The sequence below is a fragment of the Pseudooceanicola aestuarii genome, from assembly GCF_010614805.1.
GTDB classification, from domain to species: domain Bacteria; phylum Pseudomonadota; class Alphaproteobacteria; order Rhodobacterales; family Rhodobacteraceae; genus Pseudooceanicola; species Pseudooceanicola aestuarii.
On the sequence record NZ_JAAFZC010000004.1, the window covers coordinates 150187 to 174144 of the forward strand.

Genomic DNA, 23958 nt, shown 5'->3' on the forward strand with positions numbered 1-23958 from the left:
CCGCCATGGGGGCCGTCAGGAGGAGCGTCAGGAGGACCGACCATGCAGATCAATCTGAAGCAGCTCGATGCCTTTCGCGCCGTGATGCAGACCGGCTCCACCAACGAGGCGGCGTCGGTCCTGAACATCTCGCAACCGGCGGTCAGCAGGTCGATCAAGAACCTGGAGGAACAGATCGACTTCCTGCTGTTCATCCGCGAGAACGGGCGTCTTTACGCCACTGCCGAGGCCGAGGATCTCTACCACGAGGTCAAGGAATTCTATAACGGCGTCGACCACATGGCCAACGTGCTGCGCAATGTGCGGCTGGTCGGGGGCGGGCACCTGCGGATCGTGACCTCCATGCCCATGGGGCAGAGTTTCCTGCCGGAGGTCATCCAGTCCTTTCGCCAGAGCCACCCCGATGTCCGCATCTCCGTCCGGATCGTGGTCAAGCGTGAGATGACCAAATGGCTGGAAAGCCAGCTGTTCGATATCGCGTTGCTGACCCTGCCGGTGGAATATCCCGCCTCCCGGTCACGGATGCTGGCCCGCGCGCAGGGGGTGTGCATCCTGCCCGTGGGCCACGCCCTGTCCGACAGAAAAGTGATCGAGGCGCGCGATCTCCAGCACGAGGATTTCCTGTCCATCGTGCCCGACACCGTTCTTCGCATCCGCGTCGACAAGGCCTTTGACACGCTGGGGATCGAACGGCGCGGCATGGTGATCGAAACGCAATCCGCCGCTTCCATCTGTCAGATGGTCTCGCGCGGGTTGGGCACCTCGGTGATCGACCCCTTCACCGCTGCCGGGTTCGAGAAATCGGCCATCGTGATCCGCCCCTTTCGCCCGGTGATCCCCTACAGTTTCGGCATGGTGCTGCCGATCCACCGCCCGCCCTCGCGCCTGGCCGAGGAGTTCGCCGAAGCCCTGCAAACCCATGCCGAAGGTTTTTTCGCCGAGCGCGACCACTTTTTCGCATGATGTGCCCCGCCCCCGGAGTAGTGCTCCAGACCCTCGCCGGATGGCCCGGACGGGCAGGTTCTAGGGGCGCGGGGCCCTGAGCGCGTGTCTGCCGATGCTTGCCCGCTTGGCCGGCACCAACACGCCCCGATCCGCGCCGGGGCGTATTGTTGCCAGGCAGGTCTGGCCCTAGGTCGCAGCCTCGAACATTTGGATCAATTGCTGGACCGCACTCTGGCCGATGGGGGCCTGCGGGGGTATCGGCGGAGTGGCGACATCCCTCAGCAACGGTTCAATCTCCGTTTCGTAGATCTCCTGGATGACCTCCTGTGACATCACCTCGATCTCGCTGAGCAACGTCTTGAAATTTCCGACTGTGAAATTGCTGGACAATGCATTGAATGCGTCGTCGGGCAACTCGTAGAAATCCTCAAGCACTGCCGAACCGAAGAGTTCGACGCACCGGGCGTCCACCCGATCCTTCATCCTGTCTGACGCCAGATCCGCGAACCTGGTTACATCTTCACCCGCCGGAAACGTGTCTCGGAATGCCGAAGCTTCGTACGCGTCCCAGTTCTGCGCCGCCGCGACGATCTGGTTAACCGGCGTCTTCACCAACTTTTCAGCCGCACCCGTCAGCACGGCCACCACTTCAAACAAGGGAGATCCCAGTTTATCCCGAACCTTGTTTGTACCATCGCCTGCGATCTGTTTCGCTGTCTCTGCGGTGTGAAACTTGATCGGATCCAGACCCTTTTTTGTGGGCCTCAGAAACTGAGTGTCGTCTGCTTTGTCCAGAAGATCCAAGAGCCGGGGAACGGGTTCCAGAATCTGCAAGGTGCTTGCGGTCGCCCGGAGATCCGGAAACCGGAGGCCAAACTTGGCAAAGCAATTGTCGTCGGCCCCCCGCACGAAGGCTGGCCTCATGTCATTTCCGGCGAACTTGGCAATGGACCGGTTGATATAAGCTTCGACCTTGTTCAGGCGGACATCAATATCACCCACGGTGATCCGCTTGCCCGCCTCGAAGTCACCTTTGCCATCCAGATAGCGCGCGACCTTGGCCATGACCTTGTCTTCGAGCGCGCCAAGCGCGCCGTCACCGCCGACACCACCCAGAAATGCGTCAAGCGCCGTGTCGCCACCAGCGCTCCTGTAGGTGTTGTGCAGATCCTGACGCGCGGCGAGCACGGACAAGCGCACCAGATCCCGCGCGCCGCCTGTCATCTTGTCGACCACGGTATTGCGAACAGTGGCGTTTTGCGCGGCCTTCTGGTCAGCACTGAGATTGCGATACTTGATCGCACCGGTCAGCGTGGAAAAGCCCAGTTTGAACTTCTGATCGTCGCCCTGCCCCTTGAGTTTGACGAAATCGGACGAATCGCCCTTGTTCATCGCCTTGTCCAATTGGGTCAGATCCGCCATGGCGCGGATACCTGATGTCACGTTACTTGGCATGGTCATTCCTTTCCCGGGATCGATGGATCAGACGCGCACGGCAAAATCGCCGAGACCCGCAGCCGCGACGTCGCCGGGGGCTTCGCTCAGTATCGCGATGCGACGTTCGATCAGATCGGCGGCAATGCCGGCCTTGGTCACAAGACGGGCAATTTCGGCATCGAGCGTATCGACACTCAGCCCGTCCAGAAGCAAGCTGACCACGCAAAAGCACCGTTCCTCCGACGGGTCGGCGGCCAGACTATGCCCTCCCACCAACGCAGAGGCGAAGTTCAGTTCCAGCAGCGCAGGCGCCAGCGCCGCCTGATGCGCACGGGGATAGGCCGCGACATCGGCGATAATCGTGACGCGGCCGCCGGGCGGCTCGTGGCGTAGCACGACAGTCCGGTCGGCAATCTCCAGCGTGATCCCGTCGTCGGTCTGGCCCAGTTCCAGAATTCCGATCTGTTGCCCGAACGCCATCATGAGGTCGTTGAAGTCCATTTCAGTTTCCTTCGACACATAAACGTTGAAGTGATGTGAGATCTTGCGCCTGCGTGCCCCGCAGGAGCCCCCTTACCTGCGCATTGGGCTCTGGCCCCGCGCCTCGGACGTGCCCCCAGCGACCCATCCATATTCATGTATTTACATGCAAAAGCACTATTTTTTTATGACGAATGATACTTGCTTTGCCGGTTCATGGATCTGACTCCTGATGAATCAACGGACCTGCCCGCGACACACCCGGCATGACGCGTTGTCTGCCACGCAGAAAATTAGGGCATAGCCCCCGAATATGCTCATCCTGCATATTGCTGACACCAATTCGCATTTGAAATCAGTGCCCCCTGCTGCAAGAATTTTACCTAAGATGCAGAAGGCATGTGTTCGCGCCATATGGCATGGCGAACACGTTGAAATCTTTGGGCCACGGGTGCCAAGGCAGGGGAAGTTCCATGAAAGTCGCGATCGCCAGTTTTGAATTCGAGGGGAACAGCCTGTCCCTGCGCGTGGCGCGGAAGACGGATTTCGCCCGGTTCGGCATTTTCCAAGGAGCGGAAATCCCGCAGGTCGCGCGGGGCAAGCAGCTGGCCATCACCGGCGGCATCGACACCCTGACGGAGGCAGGCGCCGAGGTCGTACCGATCTACATGTCGCGCTGTGTCTCGGGCGGGCATGTCGATGATGCCTATTTCGACGAAGTCGTGCAAACCATCGCCGACGGCATCACGGCTGCCCTGCCGCTGGACGGGGTCTACCTGTCTCTGCACGGTGCGATGATCTGCGCCACCGAAAAGGATCCCGAAGGCGGGGTGATCGCCGCCGTCCGCGACCGGCTGGGCGATGCGTCGATCCCCATTGCGGTCAGCCTGGACCTGCACGCGCATGTGACGCAGCGCATGGCCGACATGGCACAGATCATCGTCGGCTATGAAACCTATCCGCATGTCGATGCCTATCGCACCGGGGCCTGTGCCGCCGGGCTGCTGGTGCGCGCCATGCGCGGCGAGATCGCGCCGGTCACCCGTATCGCCAAGTACAACGCCATCGTCCCCGTGCTGGGCGGCGCCACGCTGGGAGACGAGCCGATGGCGCAGGTCGCCGCCGTGGCCCGCGGGATCGAGGCGGAGGGCCGCGCCCTGTCGGTCAGCTATTTCCCGGTGCAGCCCTGGCTGGACATGGCCGATGTCGGCATCACCGGGCTGGCCATCACCGATGGCGACGCGCCAGCGGCCAGCGCCGCCGCACAGACGGTCCTGGACGCCATGTGGACCCGGCGCCGCGATTTCGAATTGCCCGCAGTGACCCCGGCGGAGGCGGTTCGGGCGGCCATCGCACGTCCGGACCGGACCCTGATCATCGACGCGCCCGATTCCATGGGCGCGGGCGCGCAGGGTGACAGCCCCGCGCTGCTGGCCGCATTGCTGGACATTTCATCCGAAACCGAGGCCGCACTTTTCATCGTGGATGCCGAGACCGTCGCCCGCGCAACGGAGCTGGGCGAAGGCGCGGAGGCCGATTTCCGGATCGGTGCCAAGGAAGATGACCGCTGGTTCAGCCCATGCGCCGTGCGCGCCACGGTGGAGCGGCTGTGCGACGGGGCCTTCACCTATTCCGGCGGGCCTGCGGCAGGGGCCACGACCTCTACCGGACCGACGGCAGTGTTGCGCCATGGCGGGATTCGCATTCTGGTCGGCAGCCTGCCATTCTACGAACATATGGACGAACATTACGCCGCTGCCGGGATCGACATCACGACCTGCAAGATCGCATCCTTCAAGAACCTGATGAATTATCGCAAGCTGCTGGGACCGGGTGTGCGTCACATCGCCCTGCACGGGCCGGGCGGCGCGCCGCTGCGACTGCAAGACGTGGATTGGGCGCACCGCCAGCGCCCGTACTGGCCCGCCGACGACATGGAACCACCCGCCCCGGCCCCCGCGCCCGGACGCACCCAAGACGACCCTGAACAATAACAACAAGACCATAAAACCCGACGTTCCAGCAGGAAGGACTTTATCATGATTACCAGACGTACGCTTCTGGGTGCCGCCGCGGCTTCTCCGCTGCTGTCGCTGCCCTCTCTTGCGCAGAACAAGACCAAGGTTCTGCGCTACGTTCCAAGCTCGAACCTGACGGTTCTGGACCCGATCTTCACCCCCGCCGCCGTGTCCATCACGCATGGCTACTGCGTGTTTGATACGCTCTACGGGATGGATGCGAACCTTCAGCCGGTGCCCCAGATGGCCGCAGGGCACACCGTTTCCGACGACGGGCTGACCTGGGAAATCACCCTGCGCGACGGGCTGATGTTCCACGATGGCGAACCGGTGCGCGCGCAGGATTGCGCCGCAAGTCTGGATCGCTGGTCCAAGCGCGACGGGTTCGGCCAGGCACTTGGCGCGGCGACCGAAAGTTTCTCCGCCAAGGATGACAAGACCATCGTGATCAAGCTGACGCGCCCCTTCGGCCGACTGCTGCACGCGATCGGCAAGCCGCATTCGTCGCCCGCGATGATCATGCCCGAACGGCTGGCCAAGACCGACATTTCCGAACAGGTGACCGAGATGGTCGGCTCGGGCCCGTTCCGGTTCGTGGCGGATGAATATGTCTCGGGCGACCGAATGGTCTACGAGAAATTCGAGGGTTACGTGCCGCGCGACGAAGCCGCCGCATGGACGTCCGGCGGGAAGATCGTGAATTTCGACCGGCTGATCTGGCAGGTGATCCCCGATCCCGCGACCTCTGCCGCCGCGATCCAGGCGGGCGAAGTGGATTGGGTCGCGGGCGTGCTGCCCGACCTGGCGCCGATCATGGAGGCCCATCCGGACGTGGACCTGTTCCGGCAGGATCCCTTTGGCCTGGTCTCCGTGATGCGCTTCAACCACCTGCAAGCCCCGTTCGACAATGTCGAGGTGCGCCGCGCCGTGATGAAGGCCATCGACCAGACCCCCTACATGCAGGCGGTCACCGCGGCCGAGGCGAACCGCTCCGAATGCCTGGCGTCCTTCCCCTGCGGGTTGCCGGGGGTGAACGAGTTGGGCGAAGGGCTGATCAACTCCCTCGACCTGGAGGGCGCGAAAGAGGCGCTGAAAGCGGCGGGATACAATGGCGAACGGGTGGTGATCCTGAACCCGACCGATATTGCCTCGATCCACCCGCACGGGCTGATCACCGCCGATATCCTGAAGAAGATCGGCATGAACGTCGATCTGCAGGACACCGACTGGGGCACCGTGGTGCAGCGCCGCGTCTCGAAAGAACCGGTGGACAACGGCGGGTGGAGCATCGCGCATACCAACTGGCCCGCCATCTCCATCGACAACCCGGCCACCAACGCCACCACCCGTGGTTTGGGCGAAAAGGGCTGGTGGGGCTGGTTCCAGGATGACGAGATGGAGCAGACAGTCGCCGACTGGCTGTCGGCCGGGTCCGATGAGGAGGCGCAGCAGCTGTTCGACAAGGCCCACGCCCGCGCCCTGGACCAGGTGCCCACCGTGCCGCTGGGCCAGACCTTCCAGGACGGCGCCGTGCGCACCAACCTCAAGGGTCTGCTTCAGGCTTCCGTCAGCCTGTTCTGGAACGTCGACCGCGCGTGACCGCCGGCTGCTGATACGTGACCAGGGGCGCCCCCGACGTCGGGGCGCCCACCACCACCGTTCGGGAACCCCCACCGCATGAGCGCCTATATCCTGCGACGCATCCTCTCGACCGTACCGGTCGTGCTGTTCGTCATGATCTTCGTTTTCAGCCTGCTCTACCTGGCCCCCGGCGATCCCGCCGCGATCCTGGCCGGAGATCAGGCCACCCAGGAGGATATCGAGAACATCCGCAGCCAGCTGGGCCTCGACCGCAGCTTTCCCGTCCGCTTCGTCGAATGGGCGGGCGGGATCTTCCAGGGCGATTTCGGGACCTCCATCTTCACCCGTGAACCGGTGACCAAGATGATCCTCCACCGCGTCGAACCGACAGTGTCACTGATGGTGGTGACACTGACCATGGCGCTGATCATCGCCATCCCCATGGGCGTTCTGGCGGCGTGGAAACGCGGGTCGCTGCTGGACCGGGCGATCATGCTGTTCGCGGTTCTGGGATTTTCCGTACCGGTCTTCGTTGTCGGCTACGTGCTGGCCTGGGTGCTGGCGCTGCAACTGGGCTGGCTGCCGGTACAGGGCTATACGCCCATCGCCGAGGGCCTCTGGCCCTGGCTGCGCGGGCTGATCCTTCCCGCCGCCACGCTGTCCGGCGTCTATGTCGCGCTGATTGCGCGGATCACGCGGGCGACGATGCTGGAAATCCTGCAACAGGATTACATCCGCACCGCCCGTGCCAAGGGCGCGGCGGGCCATACGGTCCTGTTCATCCACGCCCTGCGCAACGCGCTGGTGCCCATCGTCACCGTCGTGGGGCTGGGGATCGCGCTGATGATTTCGGGCGCCGTGGTGATCGAGACGGTCTTTGCCCTGCCCGGTCTGGGCCGATTGACCGTCGATTCCATTCTGCGCCGCGACTACCCGGTCATCCAGGCGATCATCCTGATCTTCAGCTTCGTCTACGTGATCATCAACCTGCTGATCGACCTCAGCTACACCCTGATTGACCCGAGGATCCGCTATTGACCTCTCCTGCCCCCCAGACCGACGCGGATTTCGCCGCCGCCCCCCTGCGGCCGCAAATCCTGACGCCGCCGCCGCAACGCAGCCGTCGGATGGCGCTGCTGATGGAACATCCGACCCTGTGGATCGGGCTGATCCTGCTGGCGCTGGTCGCCCTGATGGCATTGTTCGCCCCGCTGATCGCCACCAGCGATCCAGCCGCGCTGAACCCCGCGATGCGGGTGCGCCCGCCCTCGGCCGAGGCCTGGTTCGGCACCGACATGCTGGGCCGCGACATCTTCTCCCGCACTGTCTACGGGGCACGGGTGTCCCTGATCGTGGGCGTCGGCGTGGCGCTCTGCGCTTCGGCGGTGGGACTGGCGATCGGGCTGCTGTCGGGCTTCCTGCGGTGGGCCGACAACATCGTGATGCGGGTGATGGACGGCTTGATGTCGATCCCCGCGATCCTGCTGGCCATCGCCCTGATGACGCTGATGCGCGGCGGATCGGTGTTCAACGTCATCGTGGCCATCACCATCGCCGAGATCCCGCGCGTCGCCCGGCTGACCCGGTCGGTCGTGCTGTCGGCCCGCGAACAGCCCTACGTGGAGGCCGGCACCGCCTGCGGCACCTCCACCTTCGGGATCATCCGCAAGCATATCATGCCCAACACGCTGGCGCCGCTGACAGTGCAGGCCACCTATATCTGCGCCTCCGCCATGATCACCGAGGCGATCCTGAGTTTCATCGGGGCGGGGATGCCCTCCTCCATCCCGTCCTGGGGCAACATCATGGCCGAGGGGCGCGCCCTGTGGCAGGTCAAACCCTCCATCGTGTTCTTCCCGGCGATCTTCCTGTCGGTCACGGTGCTGGCCGTCAATCTGCTGGGCGACGGGCTGCGCGACGCGGTCGATCCCCGGCTGGCGAAACAGGTGTAATCATGACCCTGCTGAACGTGAAGGATCTTCAGATCCATTTCCGCACCGCGACCGGCGTCAACCGCGCCGTGGACGGCCTGTCCTTTGACATCAATGCCGGCGAGGCGCTGGCCGTGGTCGGGGAATCCGGCTGCGGGAAATCCGTCACCTCGATGTCCATCCTGGGCCTGTTGCCCACCCCTCCGGGCAAGATCGCGGGGGAGATCAACTTTCGCGGCAAGGATCTTCTGAAGACCTCGGAACGCCAGATGCGCCGTCTGCGCGGGTCCGAGATCGGGATGATCTTCCAGGAGCCGATGACCTCGCTCAACCCGGTGTTCACCATCGGCCAGCAGATCGGCGAATCCGTCCGCCTGCATGAACGGGCCAGCCGGGCCGAGGCGCGCGACCGCGCGATCGAGATGCTGCGCCTGGTGGGCATCCCCTCGCCCGAACGGCGGGTGGACGAATATCCGCACCAATTGTCCGGCGGCATGCGCCAGCGCGCGATGATCGCCATCGCCCTGGCCTGCAACCCCGCGCTGCTGGTCGCGGATGAACCGACCACCGCGCTGGACGTGACGATCCAGGCGCAGATCCTGGATCTGATGCAGAATCTTCGCGAAAAGGTCGGATCGGCCGTGATGCTGATCACCCATGATCTGGGCGTGGTGGCCGAATTCGCCGAACGCGTTCTGGTGATGTACGCCGGTCGCAAGGTCGAAGAGGCCCGCGTCGGTGATCTGTTCCGCAATCCGCGCCATCCCTATACGCAGGGCCTGCTGAACGCAGTGCCCAAGCTGGGATCATCGCTGGCCGTCGGCGGGGCGACCCGTCTGGCAGAGATCCCCGGCCGTGTGCCCGATCTGTCGAAGGCGCTGCAAGGCTGTGCCTTTGCCGACCGCTGCCCCCTGGCGCAGGACGTCTGCCGCCGGATCGATCCGGCATTGGAAGCCAAGGCGCCGGGCCATCTGGCCGCCTGCCATTTCGCCCCAAGAGAGGCCACAGCCGCATGACCGACGCCCCGCATCTGATCGAAGTCCGCAATCTGGTAAAGCGCTTTCCCATCGATGGCGGCCTGTTCTTCCGGTCGTCCAAGGCCGTGCACGCGGTCAGCGACATCAGCTTTCACATCTCCAAGGGGGAAACCCTGTCGCTGGTGGGGGAATCCGGGTGCGGCAAATCCACAGTCGGCAAATGTCTCGCCCAGTTGATCCCCCTGACGGAGGGCGAAATCACGCTGGAAGGCACGCGCATCGACGGGCTGAGCCGCGCCCAGCTGAAACCGGTGCGCAAGCGGATGAATGTCGTCTTTCAGGATCCGTTTTCCAGTCTCAATCCCCGTATGAGCGTGGAAGAGCTGATCGCCGAACCCTTGCGCAGCCATGACATGGCCCGCAGCCGGGAAGACCGCCGCCAGCGTGTCGGCGATCTGCTGGAGAAGGTCGGCCTGCCGCGCGAGTCGATGGCCCGGATGCCGCATCAGTTTTCCGGCGGGCAGCGACAACGGATCTGTATCGCCCGCGCCCTGGCCTCGGAGCCGGACATCATCATCTGCGACGAGGCGGTATCGGCATTGGACGTGTCTGTGCAGGCACAAATCATCAACCTGCTGATGGACCTTCAGAAAGACCTGGGCCTGTCGCTGCTGTTCATTTCCCATGACCTGGCGGTTGTGGAACACATGAGCGATCGCATCGCCGTCATGTATCTGGGCCGCATCATGGAAATCGCGGATCGGGAGGCGATGTTCACGCATCCCCGCCATCCCTACACCCGCGCCCTCTTGTCCGCCGTCCCCCTGCCCGACCCGGAAGCCGAGCGCGACCGCGTCGTGTTGACCGGCGACGTTCCCAGCCCGATAGATCCGCCCAGTGGCTGTTATTTCCGCACCCGCTGTCCCATGGCAACGGATCGCTGCGCTGCCGAAACGCCTGCCCTGCGAGAAATGGCACCCGGTCACCTCAGCGCCTGCCATTTCGCGGAGCAGGTCTGACACCCCCTCCCCCGCAGCGGGGGCGGCACGGAAAACCGCAGGCGCCGGGCATCGGCACCTGCGGTTTTTTCGTCGCGGGGCGGGATGGTACGGCCCACGGGGGGCGGATCGCGGCGCCCGAACACCGGAGACCGGAGACCGGAGGCGGGCGCCCAGGCGGAACGGACGGCGGTGCCGGTTCCTGCGGATCAGTCCCGGGGGGACAGGCGGATATCGGCGGTGCGGGCATGGGCTTCCATCCCCTCCAGCCGGGAAATCCGGGCGGTGACTTCGGCCACCCGGCGCGCGGCCTCGGCAGTGGAGCGTTGCCAGGTCACCGTCTTCAGGAACTTGTGCACCGACAGCCCGCCGGTATAGCGCGCCGCGCCAGAGGTCGGCAGCACATGGTTCGGCCCCGATGCCTTGTCCCCGAAGGCCACCGTCGTCTCTGCCCCCAGAAACAATGACCCGTAGGCCTTGAGCCGCGCCAGCCACCAATCCAGATCGGCGGCCTGCACATGCAGATGTTCGGGCGCGTATTGATCGGCGGTGGCGGCCATCTCCTCACGCGTGGTGCACAGGATGATCTCCGACAGGTTGTCCCACGCGGCACGGGCGGATCCGGCGTTGGCCTCCGGCAGGGTGGCGATCAGGTCGGGGACGATGGACAGCACGCCTTGGGCCAGGGTCTTGTCATCGGTGACCAGCCAGACGGGGCTGTCGGCGCCATGTTCCATCTGGCCGACCATGTCCCAGGCGACGACCTCGGCACTGGCGGTGCCGTCGGCGATGATCAGACTGTCGGTCGGGCCGGCCACCATGTCGATGCCGACACGCCCGAACAGCTGCCGCTTGGCCTCCGCCACCCAGGCATTACCGGGGCCGGCCAGAACGTCCACGCGCGGCATGCCGAAATAGCCGAAGGCCATGGAGGCCACCGCCTGCACCCCGCCCATCCGCAGGATGCTGTCCGCCCCGGCCAGGTTCATGGCATAGGCCATCTCGTCCGAAATCCCGGTCTCTCCACGCGGCGGAGAGCTGGCGGCGACGAAATCCACACCGGCCGCCTTGGCGGTGGTGATCGTCATCAGCGCCGAAGCCACGTGGCTGAACCGTCCGCCCGGCGCGTAGCATCCCGCACCCAGCACAGGGATGGATTTCTGCCCGGCGAAGAAGCCCGGCGCCATCTCCACCTCCATATCCGTCAGGGTCGCACGCTGCGCATCGGCAAAGCGGCGGATATTCTCGTGGGCAAAGTCGATATCGGCCCGCACCGAGGGTTCCAGCCGTGCGGTTGCGTCCGCGATCTCTTGCGGCGTCACCACGACATCGCCGTCCCAACGATCGAACTCGCGGGCGAACTTCAGGGCGGCGGGCTCTCCGCCCTTTTCGATGGCCAGCAGGATCTCCGTCACGCGATCGCGCAGCTCGATCTTCTGTTCCGGCGCATGAGGGACCGAGGATTTGAGATATTGAATGGTCATCTGCGAACGTTGCCTAACGGTTGAGGTCCTGTTGACTGGCGGGATGCGGGGCTGTGGTCGCGCGGGCGATGCAGGCACCGACCAACACGTCCAGGCTGTCGATCAGCGCAAGTGGCGGAGTGGTGAGTTGCGGCGCCACGATGGAAAATTCCGAACAGCCGATCACCGCGACGGACGCGCCCTGCCGGGCCAGCTCTGCGGCGGCCTGTGTCAGACGGGGCATGGCCTCTGCCGCGCGCCCGGCCTTGACCGCGCGGATGGCCGTCAGAATGGCGTCGCGGTCGGCGGGGTAGATCACCTCCCGCCCATGGGCGGCGAAGGCGGTGGCAAAAATCCCCGTCCGCTCCACCGCGGGGGAGGCCAAAATCCCCACCGGACCAGTGGGATGGAGATCCACCACAGCCGCGGCCGTCAGCTCCACCATGTTCAGAACCGGCACCGCAACGGCCCCGGCGATCGCGGCGAAATAGCTATGGGCGGTGTTGCAGGGCATGGCCAGGAAAGACGCGCCCCCGGCCTCCAACCCCTGCGCCATCGAGACCAGAACCGGCGTCGGATCCGCGCCGGTCCCCTCGATCAGATGGGCGATGCGCGACGGCACCCGGGTGTTGCTGTCCACCAGAACGGGGATGTGATCGGCATCGTCCCGCGCCGGTGTGCCCGCCAACAGGCGCGACATCATCAGGATCGTCGCCTCCGGTCCCATGCCACCGATAATTCCGATCACGCCGGGCATCTGCCGTCTCTCCCCTGTGGGTCGCGTTTCAGGCCGTCAGCGTTTCCAGCTGCGGTTCCTCGAATGTGCTTCGGTAGCCGAACAGCCCCGCAGAGCCGCCGGTATGAAGGAACACGATGTTCTCTGCCCCGTCGAAGGCGTTTTTCCGCACCAGATCGATCAGACCGGCCGCGCCCTTGCCGGAATAGACCGGATCCAGAAGCAGCCCTTCGGTGCGGGCAAACATCTCGATCGCCTCGATCGTGCCCGCGTTGGGGATGCCGTAACCCTCGCCCACGTAGTCGGTATTGGCAACGACATCCTCCCGCGCAACCACACCGGAGCAGCCCAATTTCTCGGCCGTTGCCTGCGCCAGGGCAAAAACGTTGGCCTCCTGCTTTTCCCTGGGGGCGCGCACGCCGATGCCCAGCAGCGGAATACCCGCGTTCAACGCCCGCAGACCGGTGATCAGCCCGGCCTGTGTGCCTGCCGATCCGGTCGCTGTGACCAACCGGTCGATCTTCAGCCCCATGTCATTGGCCTGGCCCAGCAGTTCCAGCGCACAATTGGCATAGCCGAGCGCGCCGACCGCGTTCGATCCGCCACCGGGGATGATGTAGGGCTGCTTGCCCTTGGCGCGCAGGGCGTCCGCGGCGGCCTCGCAGGCGGCCACCATGTCGGTATTGGCGGCAACATGCTCCAGCGTGGTGCCATGAAGCGCATCCAGCAGGACATTGCCGTTCAACCGGTAGTCGGGATCGTTGGAGCCGGTGCGGTCTTCCAGGATGGCGTGACACTCCAACCCCAGTCGGGCGCAGAATGCGGCGGTCTGGCGGACATGGTTGGATTGCGTGGCGCCCTGCGTGATGATCACATCGGCATTCTGCGCCAGCGCCTCGCCCATCAGGAATTCCAGCTTCCGCGTCTTGTTCCCGCCCGAGGACATGCCGGTGCAATCGTCGCGCTTGATCCACAGGCGCGGACCGCCCAGGACTTCGGACAGGCGATCCATCGGTTCCAGGGGCGTTGGCAGGTGGGCCAGACGAATGCGGTCAAATCGCGCGAAATGCATAGTAGATCCTCCGACGTCGCGTTTGATGGCAGATTGCATGAAGGATTTCCTGTTCTCAAATGCCAAGTTTCGGACCTATCATGCGAGAGTTGCATAATAGGAGCGGGCCGGATGAAGCTGGAATGGTTGGAGGATATCGTCGCGATCTTCGAAAGCGAATCTCTGAACGAGGCCGCGGCGCGGCGCTATCTGACACAGCCCGCCTTTTCCCGGCGGGTGCGCAGCATCGAGGAATACCTGGGCGTCGAGCTCATGGACCGCAGCCGCAAACCCGCCCGCCCCACAGAAACCCTGATCGAACAGGAAGACCGCCTGCGCGCCCTGTCCGCCGATCTGAAGGGGCTGGTCGTCGATCTGCGCAAGGCGGAACGCCAGGTCAGCAGCCGTATCGTCATTGCCAGTCAGCACGCGATCACCACGGCGGTAATGCCCCAGCTGATTTCCGAACGGCTGGCGCAGCTGGGCTACAAGATCCGCCTGCGCTCGGCCAACCGGTCGGAATGCTGGGGGATGCTGATCACCAAGGAGGCGGACGTGGTGGTGACCTACAAATCCCTCGCCGAACTCTCTCGTCCGGCAGAGGAATACGCGGAGGAGCTGGTGATGTCGCGCGAAGACCTGGTGCCTGTCGGGGCCGCCGGGCTGCGGGACCAACTGGCAGCGGGGAAATTGCCGCTGATCGGCTATCCCACCGATGTCTTTCTGGGCCGGTTGCTGGAAACGGAGGTGATGCCCGAGATCCACGACCGGTTCGACATCGACATCAAGGTAGAGACAGCCCTGACCGTTGCCGCCATGCAGATCGCGACGACCGGGGTGGGGATCGCGTGGATTCCCGCCTCCGTGCTGCATACCCTGCCCGCGCGCGCGCCCCTGACGGTCTTCTCCGATATCCTGCCGACGCCACGGGTCGCCACCACCGCCACCCGGCTGATCGGCCGCAAATCAGAGGCGGAGACTCGGATCTGGGCGTTGCTCTCCGGCGGCTAGGAGAAGTTTCGCGCACCCCTCCCCTGCCGCGCTGGCGCCTGTCGGTCCAGCGCGGTAAAGCGGAACAACGCAGCGCGAGGCAGGCCAGGATGGCGGACCAGATGCAGACACCCCCGCCTCCCTTCCAGGGCGATGATGATCCGACGATGGGCGCCAACCGGGTCTGGTTCAACCTGCTGCGCCTGCACCGCAGCATGGGCCCCCGTATCGCCCGCGCGCTACGTCAGCACGATATCGGCGACCCGATCTGGTATGAAATCATGTTGGAACTGGAACGCGCCGGGCCCCATGGCCTGCCCATGGCCGAACTGGAGCACCGCCTGTTCACCCCCCAATACGCCCTGTCGCGCCATGCTGCCCGGCTGGAGGGGCGCGGCTGGATCACCAGCACCCCCCTGCCCGGCCCGGGACGTGGCAAGAGGCTCGCGCTGACCCCGGATGGCGAAGGGATTCACGCCCGGATCTGGCCGATCTACCAGGCGGCTATCCAGGCCGAAATCGGCCCCCGCCTGTCCGTTGAAGAAGCCTATGCGCTGGCCGGCTACCTGATCCGCCTATACCCGTGAACCGACCGCCGGCGCGGCCCTGCCAGGCCCCACGCCGGCGGTTGACGGCTGGCATCGAAACAGGCCCCCCCCTCCGCGCCTTGGCGCCCACCCCCTTCCGCCCCCGAGGGGGTGCAGGAGGGTGGGATGCAGGGGCCGCCCGTCAGAACCGGGAGACGGCAACCAGGGTGATGGTGCGCCCCGGCTCGTTCAACGTGTCGACGCTGCTGTATTCGCCACCGTAGGTCGCGCGGTCGGCATAGTTGCGGTCGAACAGGTTGCCTACCTCGGCGCGCAGGGTCAGGTTCTGCATCGAGGGCGGCACGTATTCCACGAAAAGGTTCACCACCTCGTAGCCGTCCAGGTCCGTCGCTCCGGCGCTGGCCGGCATGTCGTAATCCAGCGCCACGTCCAACCCGCCGCCGACGGTCAGGCCGCGCACACCGGTCTCCTGCTCGATCTCCAGTGCCATGACGGTGCCCAGCGGCGCGCCGAAGTCGAGCGCCTCGTAACCGGCGGCATCTGAACCGTTCACCGTCACGTCACTGTGCGACAGAGTAAACCGCGCGAACCCGCTGGCCCAATCATAGGTCGCGCCCAGATTGTAGCCCCGGCTTTCGAAATCGAAATTGGCATCGGCGCTGCGGGCATCGTCGATCCGGGTGACGAAGACTTCGCCGCCCAGGGTCAGCGCGCCCATCGTCCAGTCAAAGCCCAGGGTGGCATTCTGTGCCCGCGAGGCCTGCAAACCGCCGTAGACCCAGGGCACGCGCGCCTCGTAGGTGTAATTGTCCTCGATATCGATCCCGCCAAAGACCGATGACACGCCGCCGCGCAGGGCAAAACTGTCGGTCACGTCATAGATGGCGGAGGCATTGCCGGAGAAGCCGGAATTCGTCAGCTCCGTCCCGTCTGTTCCGGTGAACACCTGGTGATCGTAGCGCGCCCCGAAGGACAGGCGCCAGCGGTCAGCCGGCGTCATCCGTGCCTGCGCGAACAGGCCGATATTATCCGAGGATTCGCGCATGTCCGTCCCGTAAAGCGGGCTGAGATATTCGCCGAACCGCTCTTGCAGATCCAGACCGGCGGTGACCGTGTCGCTGCCGTTCAGGTGAAACCGGTTCTCCAGCGTCAAAGACGTCGTGCCAGAGCGGCCGTTGCTGTCATAGGGGTCGGGGACGATCACTTCGCTTTCGGAATAGCCCAGGCTGATCTTGGGATCCCACAGGCCCTGCGCCTGCGTGTTCTCGTAGCTCAACGAATAGCTTTGGCGGGTGGTGTCATAGACGCGCAGGTTGGTGTTCACGCCGCCCAGCCCGCCGAAATTGGCCCGGAACTGGCGCAATTCGTCATCCCGCAGGCGCAGCGCCGAAAGCTCGATCCGGTGCCCGTCGGCGTTCTCGTAGGCCAGTTTCCCCAGGTAGCTTTCCAAATTGGCCGAGGTGCCGGGCATCACGGCGCCGGCGCCGTTCTCGTAATCGTCGCCCTGCGCGACCTTGCCATAGCCCAGCCAGGTGAAATCGCCCTGGCGCCCGGCCAGCGTGACCGCCGCCTGGCCGGTGCTTCCGTTGTCGCTGTAGCTCAGCCGGACGTTACCGCCGAAGTCGCGGCCCAGCAGGATATCCTCGGCATCCACCGTTTCGAACACGACTGAACCGGCCAGCGCATAGGGCCCGGCATCGGCGGGCGCCACGGTCGCATCGGCGCGAACCTGTTTCAGCAGGCCGGGATCGATGGCATTGGCGGTGACGTGGTGAAACGCCCGGTTGTTCTGCGGCGCCTCGTCGATCGTCACGCCAAGGTTCAGCATGTCCACGCCATTCAGAAAGATCTTCTGCGTCAACGGCAGCGCACCGCCCACGGAGACCGAGGAGATCCCCGCGAAAACATCCTTCATGTCACCGGTGCGGGCGCGCTCCAGCTCGTAATCGGCGACATACATGGTGGTCGCCCGGTCGGCGGCGCCAAAGAAAATGTCGCGCTGCTCCACCTCGATCGGGTCCAGGCTGTAGACGGGTCCGCCCTCTTGCGCGGACACAGGGGCGGTCCCGAATACGAGACCGATTGCGGTGCAGGAAAGGAGATGGCGCGCGGCGCCGCGATGCGTGGTCATGACTGTCCCCAAGTGAATGACAATGGTCTCGGCTTGGCGACAGGTGGCCTGGCTATCGCGCAAGTGGGTAGGGTATCGGTCGCTGATATGCAAGTGCATGAATGCGGTGTCAGGGGGCGAACCGACCCGGAGCCAGGCCCGGGGGCTGCCGCATCGGTAACGCCAAATCGCGGCGGGGCGCCGGTGTGACGTCCGCACGGCGCACAGGTTTCCAGAATCACCCGCCCCGTCTATCAGGATGAAATCCCGCACCGCGCCGGGGCGCCGCGTTACTGAGAGGGGCGTACAGGCGATTTTGGGCCTCACCCCCGCCCTGCCCGGTTCAGAGCCTGTTTTCAGTCTCTATTTCAGGGCGTTACCTTTGGGCATAGACACTACTTGCAGGGGTTGGTCCCTGATCTGGTGGGTCGAACGTTTCGCGATACAAGCCGCCGGCGTACATTTTTTCTTGAGATCCAAAGATTTCGGCGTCATATCTGTAACGCGAAAACAATGATAAATCCTGACCGCGCGTTTCTGAGGGCAAAGAGCAGACACGGCCACCCCGGTAACGCGGAACGGAACGGTTGAGACTGGCGGACAAACACAGGCGGACCCAGATGCATCCCGTGTTGCATGACAAGCTCAAGGCAGATGCCGATCGGCTTTCCGAAGCGTTGGAGCATATGTCCAAGCTGTTCCTTGCCCCCAAGGAGCAGAAATCGCTGCGCAGTTTCAGTACCGCCGAGGTCGCGGAACTGCTGCGCGTCAGCGACGGCTACCTGCGCAAGGCGCATTTCGACGGCCGTCTGCCCGAGGTCGAGCAGGGGCCGGGAAACAAGCGTCTCTATACCGGGGAAAACATCCTGGAGGTCCGTCGGATTCTGGCCCAGAACGCCAAGGATCCCTACCAGTTCCTGCCCGGCCGCCGGGCGGGGGACAAGTTGCAGATCTGGTCCACGGTGAATTTCAAGGGCGGGTCCAGCAAGACGACCACGACGGTCACACTGGGGATGCGCCTGGCGCTGCGCGGCTATCGCGTGCTGCTGATCGACGCGGATCCACAGGCCTCCCTCACCACGTTCTTCGGCTATCAACCCGAGATCGATTTCCGCCAGGGTGGGACGCTCTACGATGCGATCCGCTACAACGACGGCGACAGCACCCGCGTGCCCATCACCGATGTGTTGCGCAAGACCTATTTCCCCAACCTTGACCTGGTGCCCGGTGGCATCATGCTGTCGGAGTTCGAGACGGAAACGCCGACCGCGCTCAGCCGTGGCGAGCAACCGGTGTTCTTCAATCGGATCCGCGAACCGCTGCGCCAGGTCGAGGATGATTATGACATCGTCCTGGTCGATTGCCCGCCACAGCTGGGCTATTTGACCATGTCGGCGGTCTGTGCCTCGACCTCCTTGCTGATGACGATCATTCCCGAGCGGGTGGACCTGGCCTCTGCCAGTCAGTTCCTGACCATGGCGTCGGGCATCCTGGAGGTGCTGCACGCCAATGGCGGGATCGGCGCCTATGACAATTTCGCCTATTTGCTGACCCGGTTCGACACCGCGATCAGCACCCAGCAGGACCTGGCGGAATGGATCAGGCAGCTGCTGGGCGATTCGGTTGTCCCCTCTCCCTTCGTGAAATCCTCGGCGGTGAGCGAGGCGGGGCTGTCGCAGAAAACCATTTTCGAAGTCGACCTGGCGAGCACGAAAAACCGCAAGACCTATGACCGGGCACTGGAATCCGTCATCGGATTTTCCAATGATATCGAGAAGATGATTCAGACCGCGTGGAACAGGGGAGGCGATGATGAAACGTGACCTTCTGGCCAAGAGCCTGGCGCAGATGGGATCCCGCCCGGCCGACACACCGCCCGATCAGCCCCCTGCCCCGGCACCGGCGTCCGACGACAGCCGGCCGCGCTCTCTCAAGAGCATGTCGGACGTGCTGTCCCAGGTCTCGGCCCAATCGGCGCAGGAGATCGACGTCAGCGAGATCGCCGAATCCGAGATCGCGGACAGGTTCGACGTGGCCGTCGGTCTGGATGACCTGGTGGAATCGATCCGCAGCTCGGGCCAGCAATTGCCCGCCCTGCTGCGCTACCGGCGCGGCGCGGGACCGCGGTACGAGGTCGTCTATGGCCGCCGCCGCATTGCCGCCTGTCGGATCCTGGGCATCAAGGTCCGCGCCTATATCAAGGAGATGGACCAGCGGGAGGCCCTGGTCTCTCAAGCGCTTGAAAACTCCGCCCGGCTGGAACGCAGTTTCATCGAACAGGCGATTTTCGCCGTGAAGCTTGAGGAACAGGGCTTTACCCGGGCCGAAATCGGCGATGTCCTGGCCGTGGACAAGGGTACGCTCAGCAAGCTGATCAACGTCGCCCGCGACGTTCCGGACCCGGTGATCTACGCCATCGGCGCCGCCCATGACGCCGGTCGCCGGCCCTGGCTGGAACTGCGACGCCTGATCAACGCCGAAACCGCGCCGCCGGAAACCGAATTGATCGCCTTGATCCCCGAGAGCGGCAACCCGGCGGAGAAATTGGCCGCGCTCCTTGCCGCATTGCAGCAATTCGAATCGCGCCAAGGGAATGGTCCGCCCTCCCCTGTCGTGGAGGCGCCGGCGCCCGACCGGCCCGTCATCTTTCGCGCCCGTGGCAAACGATTGACGATCGAGGTGGCGGACAAGGACGAGGAAGGGTTCATCGGTTTTATCTCCGAGAAGTTGGAAACCCTTTATCACGATTGGAAAAAACAAGGTTCCTGAGCAGCGATCAGGGGCCAGAGGCAGAGATACGGAATGTCGGGGTTGGCCATGGCCAACCCTGCATGTTGGCGAAACGAGCAGCAGGAGGCAGACACCAGGACAAAAAGAAACCCCCCGAAGGCGGTGAAGCACTCCAGAGGGTCCCGATTTACTAGCACTTCATTGGTACCCCCAAAGAGAAACTCCTGCAACACCATTTCGGTGAACGGTTCCTTTTTGCCGTCTGAAATTGGATGAAACACGAAAACGTAACGGCCGCTGTGGCCGATGCGCAGGATAGCTGCGCGACTTCGGCGAGCGTCAGCTTTCCGGGAATGGGATCGCTTGACCAACAGCCGTGGTTCCAGCCGATCACGCGCCGCGATCTGATGGCCGCGGTCAATATAGTCGCGCGCGACCTGGGTTTGCGTCCGGCCTCTGTCGTGGTGGTCGACGCGCTGCTCAGCTGCCTGCCCTGCAAGGATCCGCGCGGCTCCGGTGACGCCCCTATCACGCCCCAGGTGTTGCTGACTGTCTTTGCCGCGAATGACACCCTGTGTTTCCGCGCCAAGGGCATCACTGATCGGCAATTGCGCCGCCATCTGGAACGGTTGGAGGACGCCGGGCTGATCCGACGCCGCGACAGTGCGAATGGCAAACGCTTCCCGCTGTACCGTGGAGGAAAGGTCGTCGGCGCCTTCGGGATCGACTTGACGCCCTTGCTGCTCCGCGCGCAGGAGTTGAAAGCTCTCGCAGTTCAGCGCCGCGCCCAAGCGGACGAACTGCGCGGGTTACGGGCCTGTATCCTGAAACTGCGGGCACAATGTCTGGCTCTGACCCTCGGATCAGAGGTCAACCAGTTCGTCGAGGACACCCGCAACATCATGCGCCGCGCAACGACCACCCTGCCCCAGGCCCGCGCGATCCTGAACCGCCTCAGGGAAATCCTGTACAGCGCGCCGCAAAGCCCCGAGACCGCGGCCAAAGATACGCCGGAACTTCCCAATCAAACCGGACAGATGACCGCCACAGACGGACAAAACGTCCGGCACAAAGAACCTGAAAAACCTGATACAAAAAAACTTTATCGCAATGACCAACCAGTCAGCCCTGCTTTCCTGTGGGACACGCTTCCCATTCTGCGAAGCTTCTTTCCCGAGGTTCCGAAGGATTTGCATGACCTGCACCGGGTGATCCACGACTTTGGTCAGATGCTCAGAATTGGGGCAACGCTTCTTGGTCAATGTGTCGCCCGGATTGGCGCCGTACATACCTTGAAATTACAAGAGCGGATTGCGCAACGACTGGAAGAGATCGACAATCCCGAAGGGTATCTACGCCGAGTTCTGCAAAACAACGATTTGAATGTTGGCCATGGCCAACAGGTCAACCCGTCCAACCCGGTCCGTCGCTGTCGAAACACTGCCGCAGAGTTTGGCGAAAAATTCGCACCGGTTCCGTATCGCTGTTCTGGGCCAAGGTCACGAAATCCAGGGATTGCGGCGCAAAACTCAGCTCGGGCGGGGTAACGGGCACCACCGCTTCGTTGCGCAGATACGGACCGATGGCCATCGCGGGCACAGGAGCGATCAGATCGACCTGGGTGATCAATTGCATGAAGGCATTGGGATCCGCCTGCATCATCACCGTCTCCACAGGTGGCGCGAGCCCGAGGCGACGAAAGGCCATCTCGACGCGCAGCCGGTTGTTGGATCCCACCTGCTGCAAAGCCCAGGGCCAATTCAACAGCTCCTCCGCCGTGACGTTGCGCCCGGCGAGGGGATGCCCGGCGGAACAGACAAGGGTAAGTTCGGAGGTGCGCACCATCGGCTCATGCCGCAGGACATCGGAATGCAAGGCCTGGTCATCGTGCCAATCCACGACACCGAGGTAGCAATCAATCTGTCCTTCCTGCAAAGCGCGGGTCATGACGCTTTCCATGTCGGCACGAATGTGAAACCGCAAGGGGGCCGTGCCGGTGTTCATGATCCGCAAGGCGCGCGGAATGACATGCAGAAGCATTGCAGGATTGGTGCCGATACGCAGGATCGGCGTTTCGTCCCGCTGCAATTCCCGAGCCAGATGATCAAACGTCGCCAACCCGGTACGCGCCCGGTCCATGGCCAACCGGCCTGCCGGGGTCAGGCTTACCCCACGGGCTGAACGCCGGACCAGCGCGGTGCCAAAGGCATGTTCCAGATCCTTGACCATCTGCGACAGCGCCGGCTGGCTGAGGTTCAGACCCTCAGCGATGGAACGCAGGGATTTGTGCTGGTCGATCAGAACCAGCAGGCGCAGGTGACGCAACCGCAGCCGGTCCAGGAATATGTCGCGATCAGTCATAAGCTTGGCTTATCACGCGAGAAGAACTTTCGTCTATTCTTATCGCCGATCGCGGCGCTATGACTGATCTTCAGGGAGTTCACGGCCCGCACCGGGAGAGTGCAGGCCCAGCGAACCGGACGGGCAGGGCCCTGCGCCGCACGTCCAAGGGAGGGTACATGCAGCAGACCAACGTGATCTCGGGCGCGGTCCTGACGATCTTCGGGATCGCCATGATGATGTGGTTCATACCCGCACAGATCGAAGAGGGACCAGAGGGCATGATGTCGCCCAGACTGGTGCCACAGATGATGATGGGGGCGATCACGCTTTTGTCCATCGCGCTTGTGCTGACAAACTTGCGCGGATTGGCACAGGCGGAACACAGATCGCCGATTTCCCATGCGGAACTGGTGTCACTGGCCAAGCACGCAGCGGTCTTTGCCATCGCGGTAACGTTGTTCCTCCTGGGCTCGCCCTTGTTGGCCGGGGTCGCGCTGATCGGGGGGATGCTGCTGGCCCTTGGCGAACGGCGGCCTCTAGTCCTGATCGGAATGCCCGCGCTTATCCTTCTTGGTACCTGGCTCCTGTTCTACAAGGTGCTTGGCACCGCGATCGTCTGAGGGTGTCATGCAGGATCTGATTGCCGGTTTCGCCGATATCCTCAATTTCGGCACGATGTTCTGGATCGCCGTGGGCGTGACCCTGGGCTACGTTCTGGGCGCCATGCCCGGTCTGGGCAAGGCGACGGGGGTCGCGGTCTCGATCCCGCTGACCTTCTATCTGGAACCGATCGCCGCCATAGCCATGCTGATCGGTATCGCCAAAGGCTCCACCGCAGGCAGCGCGGTCTCCGCGATCCTCCTCAACACGCCGGGAGAGCCGTCATCGGCGCCCACCGCGCTGGACGGTTATCCGATGGCGCGGCAGGGCAAGGCGCAGAAGGCGCTCAAGATGGGGTTGTTCGCCTCGGTCATCGGGGATTTCCTGTCCACGCTGGTGCTGATCGCGCTGGCCGCGCCCCTTGCCGCCTATGCGCTGCTGATCGGCCCGGTGGAGCTTTGCGCCATATTGCTGTTTTCCCTGACCTTCATCGGCGGGTTGTCGGGCAAATCCCTGATCAAGGGATTGATTGCTGCCGCCTTCGGCATCTTTTTCGCGACGATCGGGCTGGAGGCCGAGACCTTCATCCCGCGCATGACCCTCGGTCTGCTGGAGCTGGACGAGGGGATATCCCTGGTCCCGATGGCCATCGGGATGTTGGCCGTGGGCGAAATGATGATCCAGGCCGGGAACATGCGGCGCCTGGATGCCGAAACCGCGACCATGACCGAAAGCCCGAACCGCGCGGATCGGATCGTGACCTGGGCGGAATGGCGGCGCTGCCTGCCGGTAATCGGGCGGGGGACGCTGATCGGCTCGACCGTCGGGCTGTTGCCGGGGCTGGGAGCCAGCGTCGCGTCCTTCCTGTCCTACGGCGTCACGCAGCGCATGTCCGACGACCCCGAGAGTTTCGGCACCGGCCGGATCGAGGGGATCGCCGCCGCCGAAAGCGCGGATAACGCGGTGGTGCCGTCCAGCCTTGTGCCTCTGTTTGCGCTTGGCATTCCGGGAAGTGTCATC

The 23958-nt window shown here is 63.9% G+C and carries 20 protein-coding genes and 1 pseudogene; 14 read left to right on the plus strand and 7 right to left on the minus strand.

From position 1 onward, the window contains the following. Positions 1-42: 42 nt before the first annotated feature. Entirely contained in the window at positions 43-963 is a 921-nt protein-coding gene (locus G5A46_RS18165; RefSeq protein WP_163851911.1) for a LysR substrate-binding domain-containing protein, read from the plus strand. Positions 964-1131: 168 nt separating this feature from the next. On the opposite strand, the gene G5A46_RS18170 is transcribed toward G5A46_RS18165, so the two are convergent. Together G5A46_RS18170 and G5A46_RS18175 are read right to left on the minus strand one after the other, a co-directional pair. Next, the gene (locus G5A46_RS18170) at positions 1132-2367 is read right to left on the minus strand and encodes a hypothetical protein (RefSeq protein WP_204318803.1); all 1236 of its coding nucleotides are present in this window, start codon (positions 2365-2367) and stop codon (positions 1132-1134) included. 60 nt (positions 2368-2427) lie between these two features. Continuing rightward, the gene (locus tag G5A46_RS18175) at positions 2428-2883 is read right to left on the minus strand and encodes a type III secretion system chaperone (protein WP_163851913.1); all 456 of its coding nucleotides are present in this window, start codon (positions 2881-2883) and stop codon (positions 2428-2430) included. A gap of 452 nt (positions 2884-3335) precedes the next feature. Here G5A46_RS18175 and G5A46_RS18180 point away from each other — a divergent pair, with 452 nt between their 5' ends. The 6 genes from G5A46_RS18180 to G5A46_RS18205 all read left to right on the plus strand — a co-directional run bounded on the left by G5A46_RS18180 (position 3336) and on the right by G5A46_RS18205 (position 10388). Next, positions 3336-4856, plus strand: a complete 1521-nt coding sequence (locus tag G5A46_RS18180) for a M81 family metallopeptidase (protein WP_163851915.1) — start codon at positions 3336-3338, stop codon at positions 4854-4856. Positions 4857-4901: 45 nt separating this feature from the next. Then, on the plus strand, positions 4902-6479 hold the full coding sequence (locus G5A46_RS18185) for an ABC transporter substrate-binding protein (protein ID WP_204318804.1): 1578 nt from the start codon (positions 4902-4904) through the stop codon (positions 6477-6479). 78 nt (positions 6480-6557) lie between these two features. Then, positions 6558-7499: an ABC transporter permease gene (locus tag G5A46_RS18190; protein WP_163851917.1), complete on the plus strand. Its 942-nt coding sequence runs from the start codon at positions 6558-6560 to the stop codon at positions 7497-7499. Next, positions 7496-8413 (plus strand): ABC transporter permease, encoded by a 918-nt coding sequence (locus tag G5A46_RS18195; RefSeq protein ID WP_204318805.1) that lies wholly within the window; start codon positions 7496-7498, stop codon positions 8411-8413. Before G5A46_RS18190 ends, G5A46_RS18195 begins: the two co-directional genes overlap by 4 nt. Before the next feature lie 2 nt (positions 8414-8415). After that, positions 8416-9408, plus strand: a complete 993-nt coding sequence (locus tag G5A46_RS18200; protein WP_163851918.1) for an ABC transporter ATP-binding protein — start codon at positions 8416-8418, stop codon at positions 9406-9408. After that, entirely contained in the window at positions 9405-10388 is a 984-nt protein-coding gene (locus G5A46_RS18205; RefSeq protein ID WP_163851920.1) for an ABC transporter ATP-binding protein, read from the plus strand. Before G5A46_RS18200 ends, G5A46_RS18205 begins: the two co-directional genes overlap by 4 nt. Positions 10389-10576: 188 nt before the next feature. Here G5A46_RS18205 and hisD read toward each other — a convergent pair whose 3' ends face one another. Genes hisD through cuyA form a run of 3 tightly spaced genes read right to left on the minus strand, consistent with a single transcriptional unit; the run spans position 10577 to position 13638 of the window. Next, a complete protein-coding gene (gene hisD, locus G5A46_RS18210) occupies positions 10577-11851 on the minus strand; it encodes a histidinol dehydrogenase (RefSeq protein ID WP_163851922.1) in 1275 nt (424 codons plus the stop codon). A 13-nt stretch (positions 11852-11864) separates the two neighbouring features. After that, a complete protein-coding gene (cuyB, locus tag G5A46_RS18215) occupies positions 11865-12587 on the minus strand; it encodes a cysteate racemase (protein WP_163851923.1) in 723 nt (240 codons plus the stop codon). A 28-nt stretch (positions 12588-12615) separates the two neighbouring features. After that, a complete protein-coding gene (gene cuyA, locus G5A46_RS18220; protein ID WP_163851967.1) occupies positions 12616-13638 on the minus strand; it encodes a D-cysteate sulfo-lyase in 1023 nt (340 codons plus the stop codon). A 111-nt stretch (positions 13639-13749) separates the two neighbouring features. Here cuyA and G5A46_RS18225 point away from each other — a divergent pair, with 111 nt between their 5' ends. Beyond that, the gene (locus tag G5A46_RS18225; RefSeq protein ID WP_163851925.1) at positions 13750-14628 is read left to right on the plus strand and encodes a LysR family transcriptional regulator; all 879 of its coding nucleotides are present in this window, start codon (positions 13750-13752) and stop codon (positions 14626-14628) included. 101 nt (positions 14629-14729) lie between these two features. Continuing rightward, positions 14730-15194, plus strand: coding sequence for a MarR family winged helix-turn-helix transcriptional regulator (locus G5A46_RS18230; protein WP_239521083.1), 465 nt, complete (start codon positions 14730-14732; stop codon positions 15192-15194). Positions 15195-15336: 142 nt separating this feature from the next. On the opposite strand, the gene G5A46_RS18235 is transcribed toward G5A46_RS18230, so the two are convergent. Continuing rightward, positions 15337-17286 (minus strand): TonB-dependent receptor plug domain-containing protein, encoded by a 1950-nt coding sequence (locus G5A46_RS18235; protein ID WP_163851926.1) that lies wholly within the window; start codon positions 17284-17286, stop codon positions 15337-15339. 599 nt (positions 17287-17885) lie between these two features. On the opposite strand from G5A46_RS18235, the gene repA reads away from it, so the two are divergent. The 3 genes from repA (at position 17886) to G5A46_RS19815 (ending at position 21542) form a co-directional block, all read left to right on the plus strand. Continuing rightward, positions 17886-19088: a plasmid partitioning protein RepA gene (gene repA / locus G5A46_RS18240; RefSeq protein WP_163851928.1), complete on the plus strand. Its 1203-nt coding sequence runs from the start codon at positions 17886-17888 to the stop codon at positions 19086-19088. Then, positions 19078-20034, plus strand: coding sequence for a plasmid partitioning protein RepB (gene repB / locus G5A46_RS18245; protein ID WP_163851930.1), 957 nt, complete (start codon positions 19078-19080; stop codon positions 20032-20034). Before repA ends, repB begins: the two co-directional genes overlap by 11 nt. Before the next feature lie 233 nt (positions 20035-20267). Continuing rightward, positions 20268-21542, plus strand: a complete 1275-nt coding sequence (locus G5A46_RS19815; RefSeq protein WP_163851932.1) for a helix-turn-helix domain-containing protein — start codon at positions 20268-20270, stop codon at positions 21540-21542. Here G5A46_RS19815 and G5A46_RS18255 read toward each other — a convergent pair. Next, a pseudogene (locus G5A46_RS18255) lies at positions 21496-22356 on the minus strand (LysR family transcriptional regulator); the annotation flags it as partial. The gene G5A46_RS19815 and the pseudogene G5A46_RS18255 overlap by 47 nt on opposite strands. A gap of 158 nt (positions 22357-22514) precedes the next feature. Here G5A46_RS18255 and G5A46_RS18260 point away from each other — a divergent pair. Together G5A46_RS18260 and G5A46_RS18265 are read left to right on the plus strand one after the other, a co-directional pair. Next, entirely contained in the window at positions 22515-22958 is a 444-nt protein-coding gene (locus G5A46_RS18260) for a tripartite tricarboxylate transporter TctB family protein (protein ID WP_163851935.1), read from the plus strand. Positions 22959-22965: 7 nt separating this feature from the next. Beyond that, the coding region (locus G5A46_RS18265) for a tripartite tricarboxylate transporter permease (protein WP_163851937.1) at positions 22966-23958 on the plus strand (993 nt) is incomplete at its 3' end.

Bases quoted from the DNA above. Each gene is read 5' to 3' on its own strand.
- G5A46_RS18180 (WP_163851915.1), top strand. From the start codon at position 3,336: ATGAAAGTCGCGATCGCCAGTTTTGAATTCGAGGGGAACAGCCTGTCC.
- G5A46_RS18185 (WP_204318804.1), top strand. From the start codon at position 4,902: ATGATTACCAGACGTACGCTTCTGGGTGCCGCCGCGGCTTCTCCGCTG.
- G5A46_RS18225 (WP_163851925.1), top strand. From the start codon at position 13,750: ATGAAGCTGGAATGGTTGGAGGATATCGTCGCGATCTTCGAAAGCGAA.
- repB (WP_163851930.1), top strand. From the start codon at position 19,078: ATGAAACGTGACCTTCTGGCCAAGAGCCTGGCGCAGATGGGATCCCGC.
- G5A46_RS18170 (WP_204318803.1), bottom strand. From the start codon at position 2,367: ATGGCGGATCTGACCCAATTGGACAAGGCGATGAACAAGGGCGATTCG.
- repA (WP_163851928.1), top strand. From the start codon at position 17,886: ATGCATCCCGTGTTGCATGACAAGCTCAAGGCAGATGCCGATCGGCTT.
- cuyA (WP_163851967.1), bottom strand. From the start codon at position 13,638: ATGCATTTCGCGCGATTTGACCGCATTCGTCTGGCCCACCTGCCAACG.
- G5A46_RS18205 (WP_163851920.1), top strand. From the start codon at position 9,405: ATGACCGACGCCCCGCATCTGATCGAAGTCCGCAATCTGGTAAAGCGC.
- cuyB (WP_163851923.1), bottom strand. From the start codon at position 12,587: ATGCCCGGCGTGATCGGAATTATCGGTGGCATGGGACCGGAGGCGACG.
- G5A46_RS18200 (WP_163851918.1), top strand. From the start codon at position 8,416: ATGACCCTGCTGAACGTGAAGGATCTTCAGATCCATTTCCGCACCGCG.
- G5A46_RS19815 (WP_163851932.1), top strand. From the start codon at position 20,268: ATGAAACACGAAAACGTAACGGCCGCTGTGGCCGATGCGCAGGATAGC.
- G5A46_RS18165 (WP_163851911.1), top strand. From the start codon at position 43: ATGCAGATCAATCTGAAGCAGCTCGATGCCTTTCGCGCCGTGATGCAG.
- G5A46_RS18175 (WP_163851913.1), bottom strand. From the start codon at position 2,883: ATGGACTTCAACGACCTCATGATGGCGTTCGGGCAACAGATCGGAATT.
- G5A46_RS18235 (WP_163851926.1), bottom strand. From the start codon at position 17,286: ATGACCACGCATCGCGGCGCCGCGCGCCATCTCCTTTCCTGCACCGCA.
- G5A46_RS18190 (WP_163851917.1), top strand. From the start codon at position 6,558: ATGAGCGCCTATATCCTGCGACGCATCCTCTCGACCGTACCGGTCGTG.
- hisD (WP_163851922.1), bottom strand. From the start codon at position 11,851: ATGACCATTCAATATCTCAAATCCTCGGTCCCTCATGCGCCGGAACAG.
- G5A46_RS18260 (WP_163851935.1), top strand. From the start codon at position 22,515: ATGCAGCAGACCAACGTGATCTCGGGCGCGGTCCTGACGATCTTCGGG.
- G5A46_RS18230 (WP_239521083.1), top strand. From the start codon at position 14,730: ATGCAGACACCCCCGCCTCCCTTCCAGGGCGATGATGATCCGACGATG.